Raw genomic sequence first — 13,519 nt, 5'->3', positions numbered from 1 at the left:
ATATGCATGCTAGGTGATCGATTCCTCCGGATCCCTGCCGAAGTACCTCCAGCTTCGCGCCATCCTGCTGGACATGATCGAAGGGGGCCGGCTGCCGGTGGACGCGCTCGTCCCGTCCGAACGGGAGCTGTGCCGAAGGTTCGGAGTGTCGCGGGCGACCGTCCGGCAGGCCATCGACCGGCTCGTCGCCGAGGGCCGGCTTCGGCGCATCCCCCGCGAGGGCATGGTCGTTGCGCGCCCGAAGGTGCGGATGGCAAGGGAACTGGTGTCCTTCACCGAGGACATGCACGCCCTCGGGTTGAGGCCCGCGTGCGTCGACCTCGACGCTCGCACGATCGAGGCGGACGCCCGGCTGGCCGCGCTCCTCGGCGCGGCGCCAGGAGTCGCCGTGCACGTCCTGGAGCGCCTGCGGCTCGCCGACGGCGAACCCATGGCGATGGAGCGCGCGCACATCCCGGTGTCCCTCGCGCCCGACCTGTTCGAGCGCCGCGCCCCCCGCGGCTCCCTGTCCAAGGTGCTGGAGGGCGAGTTCGGAATCGTCATGGACGAGGGCGACCAGACGATCGAGGCGGGCCCGGCGGATCGCGGCGAAGCCGGGCCGCTGAGCATCGCGCAGGGCGATGCCGTGTTCTTCCTGCGTCGGCGGACGTTCAGCCGCGGGACCTGCGCCGAGGTCACCTTCTCGACCTACCGGGCCGACCGGTACCGCATCCACCTTGGACATGAGACCTCGCGCCGCTCCGTGACCTAGCCGTCCGCGAACCAGCCCGACCGACGTGCGGTGGGCGGTGCTGGAGCCGTCGCCGCCGGGCAGCACGGGGACGCTACCGGACCCGGTGGAGGAGGCCGTCGCCGCGCGCGAGGCGGCGGCAGTTCTCCGCGGCGACCGCGAAGTAGCGGTCCCACGTCTCGCGCGTCAGCCACGCGACGTGCGGCATGACGACCACGTTGTCGAGGGCCAGCAGCGGATTCCCCGCGTCCACGGGCTCCTCCTCGAAGACGTCCAACCCGGCGCCGCCCAGATGCCCCGACGCCAGCGCCGCCACCAGCGCCTTCTCGTCGATCACCGCGCCGCGCGCCGTGTTGACCACGATCGCGCCCTCCGGCAGCAGCGCGAGCCGCCCGGCGTCCAGCAGATGACGGGTCTCGTCCGTCAGCGGGATGTGCACCGACACGATGTCGCCGGCGCGCAGCAGCTCGTCCAGCTCCCGCCAGGCGGGATCCTCAGGCCGGGGCCGCCGCGTCGTGTAGAGGACGGTCGCCCCGATCGCCTCCAGCATCCCGCGCAGCAGGGTCGCGATCTCGCCGCCGCCGAGGAGCCCGACCGTCCGTCCGGCCAGCTCACCGCCCATCAGGGACCGGTCGGCGGGCCACCCCTCGCCGCGCCGCGTCCGCGCGTCGAACGGGACGACCCGCCGCAGCGCCGCCAGCATCAGCAGCAGCGACGTCTCCGCGACGGCCTGCGCGTTGCGGCCCGGCATGTTCGCGACCGCGATCCCCCGCTCGGCCGCGGCGTCCAGGTCGATGGTGTTCACGCCCGTTCCGAGCTTCTGGATCAGCCTCAGCCGCGGCGCCCGGTCCATGTCGGCGGCCGTCACCGGGTGCAGCACGTGCCAGAGCACCTCGGTGTCCGGCAGCAGCTCGGCGAACCGCGCGTCGTCCTGCTCCGAGCAGCTCACGATGTCGAGACCGGGCTCCTCGTGTTCCCTGTCGTAGTGCAGCAGCACCCGCATGCCGACCCTCTTCTCTCTCTGCGACCCCGGCGTCACCACCCGGTGTCCCCCGCGATTATCGTGCGAGCATGACCAGGAGTCGGACCGAGGTGAGCGCCGTGCGGACGGAACTGCCGATCGTGCAGGCCCCGATGGCGGGCGGGCCGTCGACGCCGGAGCTGGCCGCCGCCGTCTCGAACGCGGGCGGCCTCGGCTTCCTCGCCGCCGGCTACCGGACGACCGAGGCCATGCGCGCCGACATCGCCGCCACGCGCGAGCTGACGTCCCGCCCGTTCGGGGTGAACGTCTTCATGCCGTCCCTGGACGAGATCGACCCGGCCGCCGTCGCCGCCTACCGCGAACTCCTCGCCCCCGAGGCCGCGCGCCTCGGTGTGGAGCCGGGCACCCCGGGCGCCCGCGACGACGCCTACGACGCGAAGATCGCCGACCTGGTGTCCGACCCGCCCGCGGTCGTCAGCTTCACGTTCGGCTGCCCGACCCCGGACGTCATCCGCGCCCTCAGGGACCGCGGCGCCACCGTCGTCGTCACCGTGACCTCCGTGGACGAGGCCCGCCAGGCGTCCGGCGCCGACGCGCTCTGCCTCCAGGGCCTGGAGGCCGGAGGCCACCGGGGCTCGTTCACCAACTCCCTCGACGACCCGCTGCCGCTGCGGGCGCTGCTCCCGGCCGTCCAAAAGATCACTCGGCAGCCCCTCATCGGCGCCGGGGGCCTGGCCACGGCCGCCGACGTCGCCGAGATCCTCTCCCTCGGCGCCGTCGCCGCCCAGCTCGGGACGGCGTTCCTGCGGTGCCCGGAGAGCGGTGCCGGCGCCGTCCACAAGGCCGCCCTCACCGACCCCGGCTACACCTCGACCGCGATGACCAGGGCGTTCAGCGGACGGCCCGCGCGGGGCCTGATCAACCGCTTTCTCACCGAGCACTCGGGGGACGCTCCCGCCGCGTACCCGGACGTCCACTACGTGACGGCGCCCCTGCGCCGCGCGTCCGCCGCCCAGGGCAACCCGGACAGCGTCAACCTCTGGGCAGGCGAGTCGTTCCGAGAGACGACCGAATCCCCCGCCGCCACGCTGGTAGCGGCCTTGGCCTCCGCCTGACGCACGAGCTCGGAGGGGACCGCAACGCGTCCTGGCCGCCGTAATTCAGGTGCCGGACGTCGGAATCCATGCCACGCTCAGGCGACTCCGCCGCCCGATCCGAGGAGCCCCCCGATGAAGGATCTTGAAGCGCGCATGCGCGCCCGCGAGTGGTTCCACTCCCTGACCCTGCTCCCCGGCGCCTGGGCCGTCGTCCGCGTGGACGGCCGATCCTTCTCCCGCTACACCGAGGCCAACTTCGACAAGCCCTTCGACCCGCGCTTCTCCGACCTCATGGTCGACACCGCGGCGACCCTGCTCACCGAGCTCGGCGGACGGTACGCCTACACCGAGAGCGACGAGATCTCCGTCGTCCTCGACCCCGCCTTCGACCTGTTCGGCCGCGAGGTGGAGAAGCTCGTCTCACTGTCGGCGGGCATCGCCACCGCCGCCTTCACCCACGCCGCCGGAGCACCCGCCGTCTTCGACGGCCGCGTCTGGATGGGCACCTCCCTCGGCGACGTCGTCGCCTACTTGATCTGGCGCCGGGCCGACGCGGCGCGCTGCGCCGTGAACACCTGGAGCTACTGGACGCTGCGCAAGGAGGGGTTGTCCGCGCGGAGGGCGACCCGCGAGCTGGAGCGGGCCTCCGCCGCCGACAAGAAGAAGCTGCTCCTCGCGCGCGGCGTGAACTTCAACGAGGTCCCGGCCTGGCAGCGAGAGGGCATCGGCCTCTGGTGGGAGACGTACGAGAAGACGGGCCACGACCCGATCCGCGACACGTACGTGACCACCACCCGCCGCCGTATCCGCACCGAACGCGACCTCCCGCATGATGACGCCTACCGTGACCACCTCGGAGCGGTCCTGCGGCCGCCCGCCTGACTACGCCTCGGCGCCCCAGTCCCACAGCGCCTGGAGCACCGGGCCCAGGCGGCGGCCCTGCGGAGTGAGCGCGTAGTGCGTGCGCGGCGGCCACCCGGCCGTTCTCTCCCGTCCGAGGACGCCCGCCTGGACGAGGTGGGCCAGCCGGTCGGCCAGCACCTTGTCGGACAGGGCCGGAAGGGACCGCCGCAGTTCGCTGTACGAGCGGTCGCCCCGCAGAAGCTCGCGGATCACCAGCGTCGTCCAGCGCCCGCGCAGCGCGTCGAGGGTGATCTCCACCGGACAGGACGGCGTGGGCTCCGCCGCGTCCGCGCGCGGATCGTCGGGCAGCCCCGGGTGGCTGACCGTTTGGTGAGTCACGAGGGCGCCTCCTAGCGTTTCGCGTCCCGACCTTGTCTACAGGATGGACGACGATGCGCCCCTTGGCCGAACTCCCCGAGGACGTCCCGTACGTGTTCGCCGACCGCTTCAACAGCGGCGACCCGGCGGCGGTCGCCGAGGTGTACGAGGAGGGGGCGGTCTTCGTCCCCGCACCGGGCACCCCGCTGACCGGCGCCGACGCCCACGCCGCCAACGCCCGCTTCCTGGCCCTCGGCATGCCGGTCAAGGTCGCCCCCCGCCACGTCTACACCGCCGGCGACCTCGCCCTCCTGATCGTCGACTGGGTGATCGAAGGCCGGGGGGACGAAGGCCCGGTCCGCGTCGAGGGCACCGCGACCGACGTCGCCCGCCGGGGCCCGGACGGCCGCTGGCGCTACGTCGTCGACAACCCCTTCGGCACGGCGGCGACCGCCGGGCGGCCGACGTGACCAGGGATGATGTGCGAAGTACAGGCATCCGGGAAAGATTCTTGGAGGCCGTGTTGATTGAGCCGTCCTCCATTCGACCTAAGGGTGAGAGGGTCCCTGCGGAGGGGCCCGGACGGACAGGGAGACAGCGAACATGAAGTACATGCTGATCATGCGGGCGACCGACGAGGCCTACGCGGGCATGGCGAACACGGACCACGCCGAGATGATCGAGACCGTGGGCCGGTTCAACGAGGAGCTGATCCGGGCCGGCGTGCTGCTGGCCGCGGAAGGCCTCGACGACCCGTCCGAGGGCGTGGTCGTCGACCACTCCTCCGAGCCGCCCGCGGTCACCGACGGCCCGTACGGCGAGACGAAGGAGCTGTTCGGCGGGTTCTACATCCTCAACGTGGCCTCGAAGGAGGAGGCCGTCGAGTGGGCCAGGCGGGCGCCGGGCGGTGCCGGCTTCAAGACCGAGATCCGCCGCGTCCCCACCATCGACGAGTTCCCGCAGGACAACGAGTGGATCAAGAAGGAGCGGGCCTGGCGCGAGGCCACCGGCCAGCTGTGATGGGCGACCCCACCGGACGCGAGGCCGTCGCCGCCGTCTGGCGGATCGAGTCGGCGCGGATCGTCGGCGCGCTCGCCCGCTACACCGGCGATTTCGCGCTGGCCGAGGATCTCGCCCAGGAGGCGCTGGCCGAGGCGCTCGTGACCTGGCCGCGCGACGGCGTCCCCCGCAATCCGTCGGGGTGGCTGCTCACCGTGGGCCGGCGGCGGGCGATCGACGCGTTCCGCCGCCGCTCCGCCCTCGACGAACGGTACGCCGCCCTCGCCCACGACCTGGACGAGGGCGGCGCCGCCACCGGCCGCCCGCCCGAGAAGGACGACGACGTGCTCTGGGACCCCGACCAGATCGACGACGACGTGCTCGCGCTCATGTTCGTCTCCTGCCACCCCGTCCTGTCGCGGGAGGCGCGGGTCGCGCTGACGCTACGCGTGGTCGGCGGCCTGACGAGCGACGAGATCGCCCGAGCCTTCCTCGTCCCGACCGCGACCGTCCAGGCCCGGATCACCCGCGCGAAGAAGACCCTCGGCGCGGCCCGGGTGCCGTTCGGGGTACCACCGGCCGGAGAACGGGCCGGGCGCCTTCCCTCCGTTCTCAACGTCGTCTACCTGATCTTCACCGAGGGCTCCACGGCCAGTTCGGGCGGCGAGCTGATCCGGTTCGACCTCGCGGGCGAGGCGCAGCGCCTGGCCCGCGTCCTGGCCCGGCTGATGCCGGACGAGCCGGAGGCCCACGGCCTGCTGGCGCTGCTGGAGTTGACCGCCGCGCGCTTCCCCGCCCGTACCGCCCCGGACGGCGAGCCGGTACTCCTGGAGCACCAGGACCGCACCCGCTGGGACGCCGCCGCGATCCACCGAGGACGCGCCGCCCTGTCCCGCGCCGAGAAGGCAGGCCGTGGCCTGGGCCCCTACGGCCTCCAGGCGGCGATCGCCGAATGCCACGCCCTCGCCCCCTCGGTCGCCGAAACCGACTGGGGCCGGATCGTCCTCCTCTACGAGGCCCTGGGCCGCCTGGCGCCGTCCCCGGTCGTCGACCTCAACAGGGCCGTGGCGGTCTCCATGGCGAAGGGCCCGGCCGCCGCCCTCCCCATCGTGGACGACCTGGCGGCCTCCGGCGCCCTCGCGAACTCCCACCTCCTCCCGAGCGTCCGAGGTGAACTCCTCACCCGCCTGGGCCGCCCCGAAGAAGCACGCACCGAACTGGAACGAGCCATGAAAATGGCAGCCAACGAACGCGAACGCACCCTTCTCCAACACAAACTCACCGCCCTCCCCTGAAAGAAGACGCGGCGGGCCTTGCGGTTGGTCAGAACAGGCCGGGCATGTAGGGGGCGCCATTCGCGCGGACTCCGCGCGCCACGGCCGTCGCCCTCGCCGCGCCACGCCGATGCCCGGCCTGGCCGGCCTTGCGGAAGTACTCCTCGGCCCCGGCCATGTCGTCCTTGTGCTCGCAACGGACGCCGAGGTTGAACAGGGAGTCCGGGTCACCCGCCGCCGCTCCCTTCTCCCACCACTCGTCGGCCTCCTCGCGCCGGTCCTGGGACCAGAGATGGTTGGCGAGCGCACTGAGCGCACGGCCGTCGCCCTTCTCAGCGGCGCGCCGAAGCCATTCCTCGGATTCCTCCGCCCGGCCCATCTCACCGAGTGCCAGCCCGAGGTTGGTCATCGAATCGGTGAGCCCGGCCTCGGCCGCGACACGGAACTGCTCGGCGGCTGCCTGCACGTCACGGCGACCGATGAGCAGCAGCCCGAGATTGTGCCGTGCGCCCATCTCGCCCGCCTCGGCCGCTTTGCGATACCAGCCTTCGGCCTCCTCGTCCCGCCCCTGGCCCGAGCAGAGGATGCCGAGGTTGAGCTGCCCGACGCGATCGCCCGCGTCGGCCGCCGCGCGCCACCACCGCTCGGCCTCCCCCTCGTCCCGCTCCACGACCAGGACACCGAGTTCGAGCATGGCGTCGACATGCCCCGCCTCGGCGGCGACCCTGAACAGTCGTTCGGCCTCCCGCACCTGCCCCTGCTCCTGAAGCGACTCCGCCTCCTGGAACTCGGCCTCTCCACTACCCGTCTCCACGCGGTCCCCTTCCGTGATCACCACGATCGGACTGGTCCGGCCCCAGAACGGTTCCAACACACTCCGGGCGACGTGCGTCTGGGGCGGCGGATCTGTCCCCCATCCGAGCTACCGGAGATTGTCCACTGAGCGGTGACGAATCGTGTGCCGCCGATTCCTTAGCGTTGCGGTGGTCGCGGCATTTCGGCCGCGCCTCCCGCCGCACCGCCAAGTGAATCACGGCGGCAATTCCCTCCTGGAGAAGAAGACATGATCCGCAAGATCAAGACGGCCGCCATCGCCGCAGCGTGCTGCACCGTCGTCGGCGCGGGACTCGCGGGCTGCGAGGGCGACTCGATGGCGGACGGAGGCCTGTTCTCCAGCGGCAAGCCGAAAGGCGACCTGATCACGGGCACCGAGAAGATCGAGGTCGGCGGCAAGTCGGTGAACGTGTCCTGTGCGGGTGACGCGGTGAAGGGCAAGCCGGTCATCGTCCTGATGCACGGAGGGGGCGACGGGCTGGACAAGCTGGCCGCCACCCAGAAGGAGCTGAGCAAGGACGACCGGGTCTGTTCCTACGACAGGCTCGGCGCAGGCAAGAGCGACCCCCCGGATGGTCCGCAGGATTTCTCCAGCACCGGCAAGGTCCTGACCGGAGTGCTCGACCGGATCGCCGGTGACGGTCCGGTCGTCCTGGCCGGACACTCGCTGGGTGGACTGATCGCCGCCAGGTACGCACCGGACCACCGGGACAGGGTCAAGGGGCTGGTCCTGATGGACGCCACACCGCCGACGATGGTCGAGGACATCACCAGGGCGATCCCCGCGTCCGCCAAGGGGCCCGCGGCCGAGGTGCGCGCGCAGAACCTCGCGATCTTCCAGGGGCAGAACCCGGAGAAGCTCACCATCACCGACGGGAAGGTCGGTTCCGCCGGGAACATCCCGGTAGAGGTGATCAAGCACGGGAAGCCGTACCTCGCGGCCATCCCCACCTACGGGCCGCGCCTGGAGCGGTCATGGTCCGCCGGACAGCGCGCGTGGCTCGCCCTGTCCAGCCGCAGCAAGCTGAGCACCGCTCCCAAGAGCGGGCACTACATCTACCTCGAACAGCCCGAGGCCGCCGTCAAGGCCGTTCAGCGAGTCACCGCCAAGGTCGCCGGCGACGGCTGATCAGCCGAGGAGGCCCTGCTCCACGGCGGCCACCACGCCGTGCGGTAGCCGATCGGCTCAGCATCTCGGGCGGCTCCGTCAGCGTGTGTTGCGTATCCCCAGGATGTAGGTCGCGGTGAGCGCGACGGCGCGGTCCTCGTCTTGGGCCAGGTCCGCGAGGGCGCGGGACGCCTTGGCTCCCGGGATGTCCGCGAGGGCCTGTGTCAGGCGTCGGCGGGCGGACGAATCGACGGTGGCTTGGGCGAGGTGGTCGACGAGCCTGGTGGCGATCTGATCCGCCAGGGCGGGGCGGCTCGCCAGCGTGCTCAGCGCGTCGGCCGCGTCGACGTCGTTCGCCTCCTCGACGATCATGTCGATCAGCGTCGGGACGGCGTCCTCCACTCCCCGTGCTCCGAGCGCCAGGGCCGCGTGTCTGCGGACCACGAGGTCAGGGCTCGTGAGGGCGTCCCGCAGCGGTGCGGTCGCCCGCTCGCTCGGAATCTCGGCCATGGACTGAACGGCCCGTCTCCGCACCTCGGCATCCGGTGAGCCGAGGGCCTCCGCCAGCGGCGCCAACGCGCTGTCGCCCGATCGCGCCAGTGCCCATCGAAGGGCTCCGGCCACGTTCGTGTCGGTCTCGCTCAATGCCGCCTCGACCAGTGCGTCCACCGGCACCGGAACCTCTTCGACCGAGGACAGGGCCGCGCGCTGGCGCTTCCCTGCGCTTTCCGACCCCAACGCGTGGAGGAGTGCGACGATGTGGAGGACGTCCTCCCAGCCGGCGGGTTCCGCGGCATCGATCCGGCGGAGTCGCGTGAGCAGCTCCGTCTCGCGTGCGATGCGCTCCCGCGTCCGGCGGACGAGGTCGTCGACGAGCTCCGCGGGGGCGAAGTCGGGATCGCCGAGCGCACGCCCGACCTCGCGCAGCGACAGCCCCAACGACCGCAGGCTCTCGATGTGGAAGATCCGCCGGATGTCCTCGCCGGAGTACTCGCGATAGCCGGCGCCGGTACGCCCCGTCGGCCGCACCAGGCCGAGCGACTCGTAATGCCTGAGCATGCGCGCGCTCACCCCGGACCGTCGCGCCACATCGCCGATCAGCATCGCCCGTCACTCCTCCTGGCCGGTCGTGCCGAGGGCCACGATGCGCTTCGCCTCCTCGATGGCGAACTCGAATCCGGCGTCCGGATCGCGCAACAGGCGTTCCGTGGCCATCGCGTGCGCCCGCACGCGGGGTTCGGGAGCCGTCATCGCGGCGCGCAGAACCGGCAGGATCACCTCACCGAGCGCGATCAGCGCCCTGCTGAGGCTCTGCTGCATCGGGCGCTCACCGCGCCCGAGCTGCGTGGCCAGGACCGCGGCCAACCCGGGTTCCTCATCTTCGGGTACGAGCACGACCGCGGCCCGCCAGGCGCTCCGCGCCACCTCGTCGTCGGCGTCGGTCAGCAGCTCCCGCGTGATCGCCGGCCACGCCCGCGGGTCCCCGACCTTGGACAGCGTGTGCAACCCCTGGCTTCGCGCCTGCGCCCGCTCCGAGCGGAGTTCGTCGATGAGCTTGGGAACCGTCGTCGATGACGAGTGGCGGGTCAGAGCCCACGTGAGCATGTCGCGCACGAAGAACTCGGATTCGACCGCGCACCGTTCGATGAGCTTGTCGACGAACCCCGGGTCAGGGGCCGTTCCGACCGCCATCGCCGCCCGCAGCCGCACCGAGGCGTCGCTGTTCTCCAGCCCCCGGAGAACTCGAACCGTGTCCGCGTCCTGTTGTGGCATGGTCATCGGACCACCTCCCTGGTCGCAGTGAAGAGCTTGTCACTGTGTCAAGGTCAAGCGCGGTCGAGCCGGGACGGCGCAGGGGCGATACGGGGCGTCCAACGGTCTTCTTCACACCGCCCGCCGGTTTGAGCATGAGGACGGTGTGAAATAACAGCATCTGATTACTCTCGGGGGGAACTCGTGCGCACGTTGTTGAACGTCCTCTGGCTGGTCCTGGCGGGCTTCTGGATGGCGATGGGCTACGTGGTCGCCGGACTGATCTGCTGCATCCTCATCATCACCATCCCGTTCGGCATCGCCTCGTTCCGCATCGCGGGCTTCGCGCTGTGGCCGTTCGGCCGGACGACCGTCCCCAGGCGGGACGCGGGCGCGGGCTCGCTGCTGGGGAACATCATCTGGATCGTCTTCGCGGGGTGGTGGCTGGCCCTCGGGCATCTCGTCACCGGGGTCCTCCTCTGCATCACGATCATCGGGATCCCGTTCGGCATCGCCAACTTCAAGCTGATCCCGATCTCGCTCACCCCGCTGGGTCAGGAGATCGTCCCGTCGGACCGCACCGCGACCTTCTGAACGGCCGCCCTTTCGAGGGCTTCACGGGCTCGGACGGGACGGTTACCCTCTAACTGGCGTCCACGCCGGTCGTATGTGCCTTGCTCTGGGAGAGTCCCGTCCCCACGGGACTTGTTCGGCTCCTGCACCGGCTCCTCTGTCCCGCTCAGCTGAGGAGTCGTCCCCGTGAAGCCCAAGCACGCGCGCTTCAAGCACAGACCCTTCACACGCGCGGCCGGTGCCGCGCTGGCCTCGGGCGCCGCCGCGGCCGTCCTGTCGTTCGGCACGCTGGTCGCGGTGTCCGCGCCGTCGTCGGCCCAGCCCGCTTCCGCGGTCGCCTGCACGTATCCGGCCTGGGCGGAGGGCACCTCCTACAAGGTCGGCGACAAGGTCGTCTACAGCGGCCACGGCTACGAGGCGATCGTCGCCCACACCGCCTACCCGGGCGCCGGATGGAACCCCGCGTCCACCGCCACGCTGTGGCGTGAGCTGGGCACCTGCGACACGTCCGAGCCGCCCACCACCCCGCCCACGGCCCCGCCGACCACCCCGCCGCCCGGCGGGGACGAGACCTGCGCGGTGAAGTCCAAGCCCGCCGGCAAGATCCTCCAGGGCTACTGGGAGAACTGGGACGGCGCGTCCAACGGCGTCCACCCGCCCTTCGGCTGGACGCCGATCGACAACCCGGTGATCAAGCAGCACGGCTACAACGTGATCAACGCGGCGTTCCCCGTCATCCGCTCGGACGGCACCGTCCTGTGGGAGGACGGCATGGACGCGACGGTCAAGGTCTCCACCCCCGCCCAGATGTGCGCGGCGAAGGCGGCGGGCGCGACCATCCTGATGTCGATCGGCGGAGCCGCCGCGGGCATCGACCTCAGCTCCAGCACCGTCGCCGACCGGTTCGTCCAGACGGTCGTGCCGATCCTGAAGAAGTACAACTTCGACGGGATCGACATCGACATCGAGACGGGGCTGTCGGGCAGCGGGAACATCGGCCAGCTGTCGGCGTCGCAGGCCAACCTGGTCCGCATCATCGACGGGGTCCTCGGCCAGATGCCGTCCAACTTCGGGCTCACGATGGCGCCGGAGACCGCGTACGTGACCGGTGGCAGCGTCACCTACGGCTCCATCTGGGGCGCCTACCTGCCGATCGTCAAGAAGTACGCGGACGACGGCCGGCTGTGGTGGCTGAACATGCAGTACTACAACGGCAGCATGTACGGCTGCTCGGGCGACTCCTACTCCGCCGGGACGGTCGAGGGCTTCGTGAAGCAGACCGAGTGCCTGAACAACGGCCTCACCGTCCAGGGCGCCACCATCAAGGTCCCCTACGACAAGCAGGCCCCGGGCCTTCCCGCGCAGCCGGGCGCGGGCGGCGGCTACATGTCGCCGGGCCTCGTCGGCCAGGCGTGGAACCACTTCAACGGCCGGCTGAAGGGCCTGATGACCTGGTCCGTCAACTGGGACGGGTCGAAGAACTGGACGTTCGGCGACAACGTCCGCGGCCTCCAGGGACGCTGACGGCCTGACCCGGGTGGGCCCGGCGGCGTCCGCCGGGCCCACCCGCTACGGCCCTTGACGTTGACGGCGGTGTCAAGGAGTAGCGTCGGCCTACGAAGACGAGGAGGGGCCGATGCGGATCGGGGAACTGGCCGCCCGCGCGGGTGTGAGCACCCGCATGCTGCGCTACTACGAGCAGCAGGGCCTGTTGCCGGCGCGGCGCGCGGCCAACGGCTACCGCGAGTACGAGGAGTCCGACCTGCGGCTCGTCGCACAGATCCGCGCGCTGCTGGACACGGGCTTCACGCTGGACGACACGCGCCCGTTCCTCGACTGCCTGCGCGCCGGCCATGCCGACGGCGCCGCGTGCCCCGAGTCGGTCGCGGTCTACCAGCGCGCGCTCGCCGAGATCGACGCGGAGATCCGCGCGCTCATCGGGCGCCGCGCCGAGGTGGCGGGGCGGCTCGCCCGGTCCTGCCCCGGCTGCGCGCCCGGGCCTCAGGAGGTCCAGGCGGTGCCGGTCAGGCGCTCGTAGACCTCGGTGTAGCGGGCGCGGGTGGCCTCCACGACCTCGTCGGGGATGGCGGGGCCGGGCGGGGTGCGGTCCCAGTCGAGCGTGCTGCTCCAGTCGCGCACGAACTGCTTGTCCAAGGAGTGCTGCGGACGGCCGGGCACCCACTGGTCGGCAGGCCAGAAGCGGGAGGAGTCGGGCGTGAGCACCTCGTCGCCGAGGACGAGGGTCCCGTCGGCGGCGCGCCCGAACTCCAGCTTGGTGTCGGCGATGATGATGCCGCGCTCGGCGGCGAGGGCGGCGCCGCGCCCGTAGATCTCCAGGGTGACGTCCTTGAGGCGCTCGGCGGTGTCGTCGCCGATCTCGCGGACCACGTCGTCGTAGGTGATGAACTCGTCGTGGCCCTCGGTGGCCTTGGTGGTCGGAGTGAAGATCGGCTCCGGCAGCCGGGACGCCTCGGTCAGGCCCTCGGGCAGCGAGACGCCCGAGACCGTGCCCGACTTCTGGTACTCCTTCAGGCCGAGCCCGGCGAGGTGCCCGCGCGCGATCCACTCGACGGGGAGCATGGTGAGGCGGCGGCAGCGGATGGCGCGCCCGGCCCACTCCTCCGGCACGTCCGTGGCCGAAACGACGTGGTTCGGGATGATGTCGGCGAGCCGCTCGAACCACCAGAGGGACAGCTGCGTGAGGATCTTCCCCTTGTCGGGGATCGGGGTCGGCAGGACGACGTCGTAGACGCTCACCCGGTCGGACGCGACGAGGATCAGATCGTCGCCGTCCGCGTAGACGTCCCTGACCTTGCCCGAGTGGACCAACTCCATGACGCTCCCCATCTAGCCGCCGTGCCGGTAGGAGTCTTCCACAACGCCGCCCCGCCACCCGCGGCGCCTCCGGCCCGCGGCGGGCCGCGTGTGATTCTGTCTGCAAGTAACGCA

The 13,519-nt window shown here is 71.5% G+C and carries 16 protein-coding genes; 10 read left to right on the top strand and 6 right to left on the bottom strand.

From position 1 onward, the window contains the following. Window positions 1–13 precede the first annotated feature (13 nt). The gene (locus BJ999_RS40250) at window positions 14–751 is read left to right on the top strand and encodes a GntR family transcriptional regulator (RefSeq protein WP_179838078.1); all 738 of its coding nucleotides are present in this window, start codon (window positions 14–16) and stop codon (window positions 749–751) included. 73 nt (window positions 752–824) lie between these two features. Here the strand turns inward: BJ999_RS40250 and BJ999_RS40245 are convergent, their stop codons facing one another. Beyond that, complete coding sequence (locus BJ999_RS40245; RefSeq protein WP_179838077.1) at window positions 825–1,733, bottom strand: NAD(P)-dependent oxidoreductase; 909 nt, start codon at window positions 1,731–1,733, stop codon at window positions 825–827. A 68-nt stretch (window positions 1,734–1,801) separates the two neighbouring features. Here BJ999_RS40245 and BJ999_RS40240 point away from each other — a divergent pair, with 68 nt between their 5' ends. Continuing rightward, complete coding sequence (locus BJ999_RS40240) at window positions 1,802–2,827, top strand: nitronate monooxygenase (protein ID WP_179838076.1); 1,026 nt, start codon at window positions 1,802–1,804, stop codon at window positions 2,825–2,827. Between the two features lie 114 nt (window positions 2,828–2,941). Then, window positions 2,942–3,691: a tRNA(His) guanylyltransferase Thg1 family protein gene (locus tag BJ999_RS40235; protein ID WP_179838075.1), complete on the top strand. Its 750-nt coding sequence runs from the start codon at window positions 2,942–2,944 to the stop codon at window positions 3,689–3,691. On the opposite strand, the gene BJ999_RS40230 is transcribed toward BJ999_RS40235, so the two are convergent. After that, window positions 3,692–4,051 (bottom strand): winged helix-turn-helix transcriptional regulator, encoded by a 360-nt coding sequence (locus BJ999_RS40230; RefSeq protein ID WP_179838074.1) that lies wholly within the window; start codon window positions 4,049–4,051, stop codon window positions 3,692–3,694. Window positions 4,052–4,104: 53 nt separating this feature from the next. On the opposite strand from BJ999_RS40230, the gene BJ999_RS40225 reads away from it, so the two are divergent. The 3 genes from BJ999_RS40225 (at window position 4,105) to BJ999_RS40215 (ending at window position 6,324) form a co-directional block, all read left to right on the top strand. Next, on the top strand, window positions 4,105–4,500 hold the full coding sequence (locus tag BJ999_RS40225) for a YybH family protein (RefSeq protein ID WP_179838073.1): 396 nt from the start codon (window positions 4,105–4,107) through the stop codon (window positions 4,498–4,500). Between the two features lie 133 nt (window positions 4,501–4,633). After that, window positions 4,634–5,050: a YciI family protein gene (locus BJ999_RS40220; protein WP_179838072.1), complete on the top strand. Its 417-nt coding sequence runs from the start codon at window positions 4,634–4,636 to the stop codon at window positions 5,048–5,050. Then, entirely contained in the window at window positions 5,050–6,324 is a 1,275-nt protein-coding gene (locus BJ999_RS40215; RefSeq protein WP_179838071.1) for an RNA polymerase sigma factor, read from the top strand. Before BJ999_RS40220 ends, BJ999_RS40215 begins: the two co-directional genes overlap by 1 nt. 28 nt (window positions 6,325–6,352) lie before the next feature. Here BJ999_RS40215 and BJ999_RS40210 read toward each other — a convergent pair whose 3' ends face one another. Then, complete coding sequence (locus tag BJ999_RS40210) at window positions 6,353–7,117, bottom strand: tetratricopeptide repeat protein (protein ID WP_179838070.1); 765 nt, start codon at window positions 7,115–7,117, stop codon at window positions 6,353–6,355. 249 nt (window positions 7,118–7,366) lie between these two features. On the opposite strand from BJ999_RS40210, the gene BJ999_RS40205 reads away from it, so the two are divergent. Further along, a complete protein-coding gene (locus BJ999_RS40205) occupies window positions 7,367–8,266 on the top strand; it encodes an alpha/beta fold hydrolase (RefSeq protein ID WP_179838069.1) in 900 nt (299 codons plus the stop codon). A gap of 78 nt (window positions 8,267–8,344) precedes the next feature. Here BJ999_RS40205 and BJ999_RS40200 read toward each other — a convergent pair whose 3' ends face one another. Next, window positions 8,345–9,349 carry a HEAT repeat domain-containing protein gene (locus tag BJ999_RS40200; protein WP_179838068.1) on the bottom strand — a complete coding sequence of 335 codons (1,005 nt, stop codon included), beginning with the start codon at window positions 9,347–9,349 and terminating at the stop codon, window positions 8,345–8,347. Between the two features lie 6 nt (window positions 9,350–9,355). Beyond that, window positions 9,356–10,024 carry a HEAT repeat domain-containing protein gene (locus BJ999_RS40195; protein ID WP_179838067.1) on the bottom strand — a complete coding sequence of 223 codons (669 nt, stop codon included), beginning with the start codon at window positions 10,022–10,024 and terminating at the stop codon, window positions 9,356–9,358. Between the two features lie 177 nt (window positions 10,025–10,201). Here BJ999_RS40195 and BJ999_RS40190 point away from each other — a divergent pair, with 177 nt between their 5' ends. The 3 genes from BJ999_RS40190 (at window position 10,202) to BJ999_RS40180 (ending at window position 12,608) form a co-directional block, all read left to right on the top strand. Further along, entirely contained in the window at window positions 10,202–10,591 is a 390-nt protein-coding gene (locus BJ999_RS40190; protein WP_179838066.1) for a YccF domain-containing protein, read from the top strand. A gap of 165 nt (window positions 10,592–10,756) precedes the next feature. Next, the gene (locus BJ999_RS40185) at window positions 10,757–12,094 is read left to right on the top strand and encodes a carbohydrate-binding protein (protein WP_229810031.1); all 1,338 of its coding nucleotides are present in this window, start codon (window positions 10,757–10,759) and stop codon (window positions 12,092–12,094) included. A gap of 112 nt (window positions 12,095–12,206) precedes the next feature. Further along, entirely contained in the window at window positions 12,207–12,608 is a 402-nt protein-coding gene (locus tag BJ999_RS40180; RefSeq protein ID WP_179838065.1) for a MerR family transcriptional regulator, read from the top strand. On the opposite strand, the gene BJ999_RS40175 is transcribed toward BJ999_RS40180, so the two are convergent. Then, window positions 12,572–13,405: a phosphoribosylaminoimidazolesuccinocarboxamide synthase gene (locus BJ999_RS40175; RefSeq protein ID WP_179838064.1), complete on the bottom strand. Its 834-nt coding sequence runs from the start codon at window positions 13,403–13,405 to the stop codon at window positions 12,572–12,574. The genes BJ999_RS40180 and BJ999_RS40175 overlap by 37 nt on opposite strands. Window positions 13,406–13,519: the final 114 nt, after the last annotated feature.

This window comes from Actinomadura citrea (genome assembly GCF_013409045.1).
GTDB lineage: Bacteria > Actinomycetota > Actinomycetes > Streptosporangiales > Streptosporangiaceae > Spirillospora > Spirillospora citrea.
The sequence above is the reverse complement of the archived record's forward strand: the minus strand, read 5'-3'. Positions and strand labels throughout refer to the sequence as shown.

What these genes read in the sequence shown, in the direction of transcription:
- BJ999_RS40195 (WP_179838067.1), bottom strand. Translation starts at nt 10,024, where the DNA reads ATGACCATGCCACAACAGGACGCGGACACGGTTCGAGTTCTCCGGGGG.
- BJ999_RS40245 (WP_179838077.1), bottom strand. Translation starts at nt 1,733, where the DNA reads ATGCGGGTGCTGCTGCACTACGACAGGGAACACGAGGAGCCCGGTCTC.
- BJ999_RS40220 (WP_179838072.1), top strand. Translation starts at nt 4,634, where the DNA reads ATGAAGTACATGCTGATCATGCGGGCGACCGACGAGGCCTACGCGGGC.
- BJ999_RS40175 (WP_179838064.1), bottom strand. Translation starts at nt 13,405, where the DNA reads ATGGAGTTGGTCCACTCGGGCAAGGTCAGGGACGTCTACGCGGACGGC.
- BJ999_RS40235 (WP_179838075.1), top strand. Translation starts at nt 2,942, where the DNA reads ATGAAGGATCTTGAAGCGCGCATGCGCGCCCGCGAGTGGTTCCACTCC.
- BJ999_RS40225 (WP_179838073.1), top strand. Translation starts at nt 4,105, where the DNA reads ATGCGCCCCTTGGCCGAACTCCCCGAGGACGTCCCGTACGTGTTCGCC.
- BJ999_RS40215 (WP_179838071.1), top strand. Translation starts at nt 5,050, where the DNA reads ATGGGCGACCCCACCGGACGCGAGGCCGTCGCCGCCGTCTGGCGGATC.
- BJ999_RS40180 (WP_179838065.1), top strand. Translation starts at nt 12,207, where the DNA reads ATGCGGATCGGGGAACTGGCCGCCCGCGCGGGTGTGAGCACCCGCATG.
- BJ999_RS40205 (WP_179838069.1), top strand. Translation starts at nt 7,367, where the DNA reads ATGATCCGCAAGATCAAGACGGCCGCCATCGCCGCAGCGTGCTGCACC.
- BJ999_RS40200 (WP_179838068.1), bottom strand. Translation starts at nt 9,349, where the DNA reads ATGCTGATCGGCGATGTGGCGCGACGGTCCGGGGTGAGCGCGCGCATG.
- BJ999_RS40240 (WP_179838076.1), top strand. Translation starts at nt 1,802, where the DNA reads ATGACCAGGAGTCGGACCGAGGTGAGCGCCGTGCGGACGGAACTGCCG.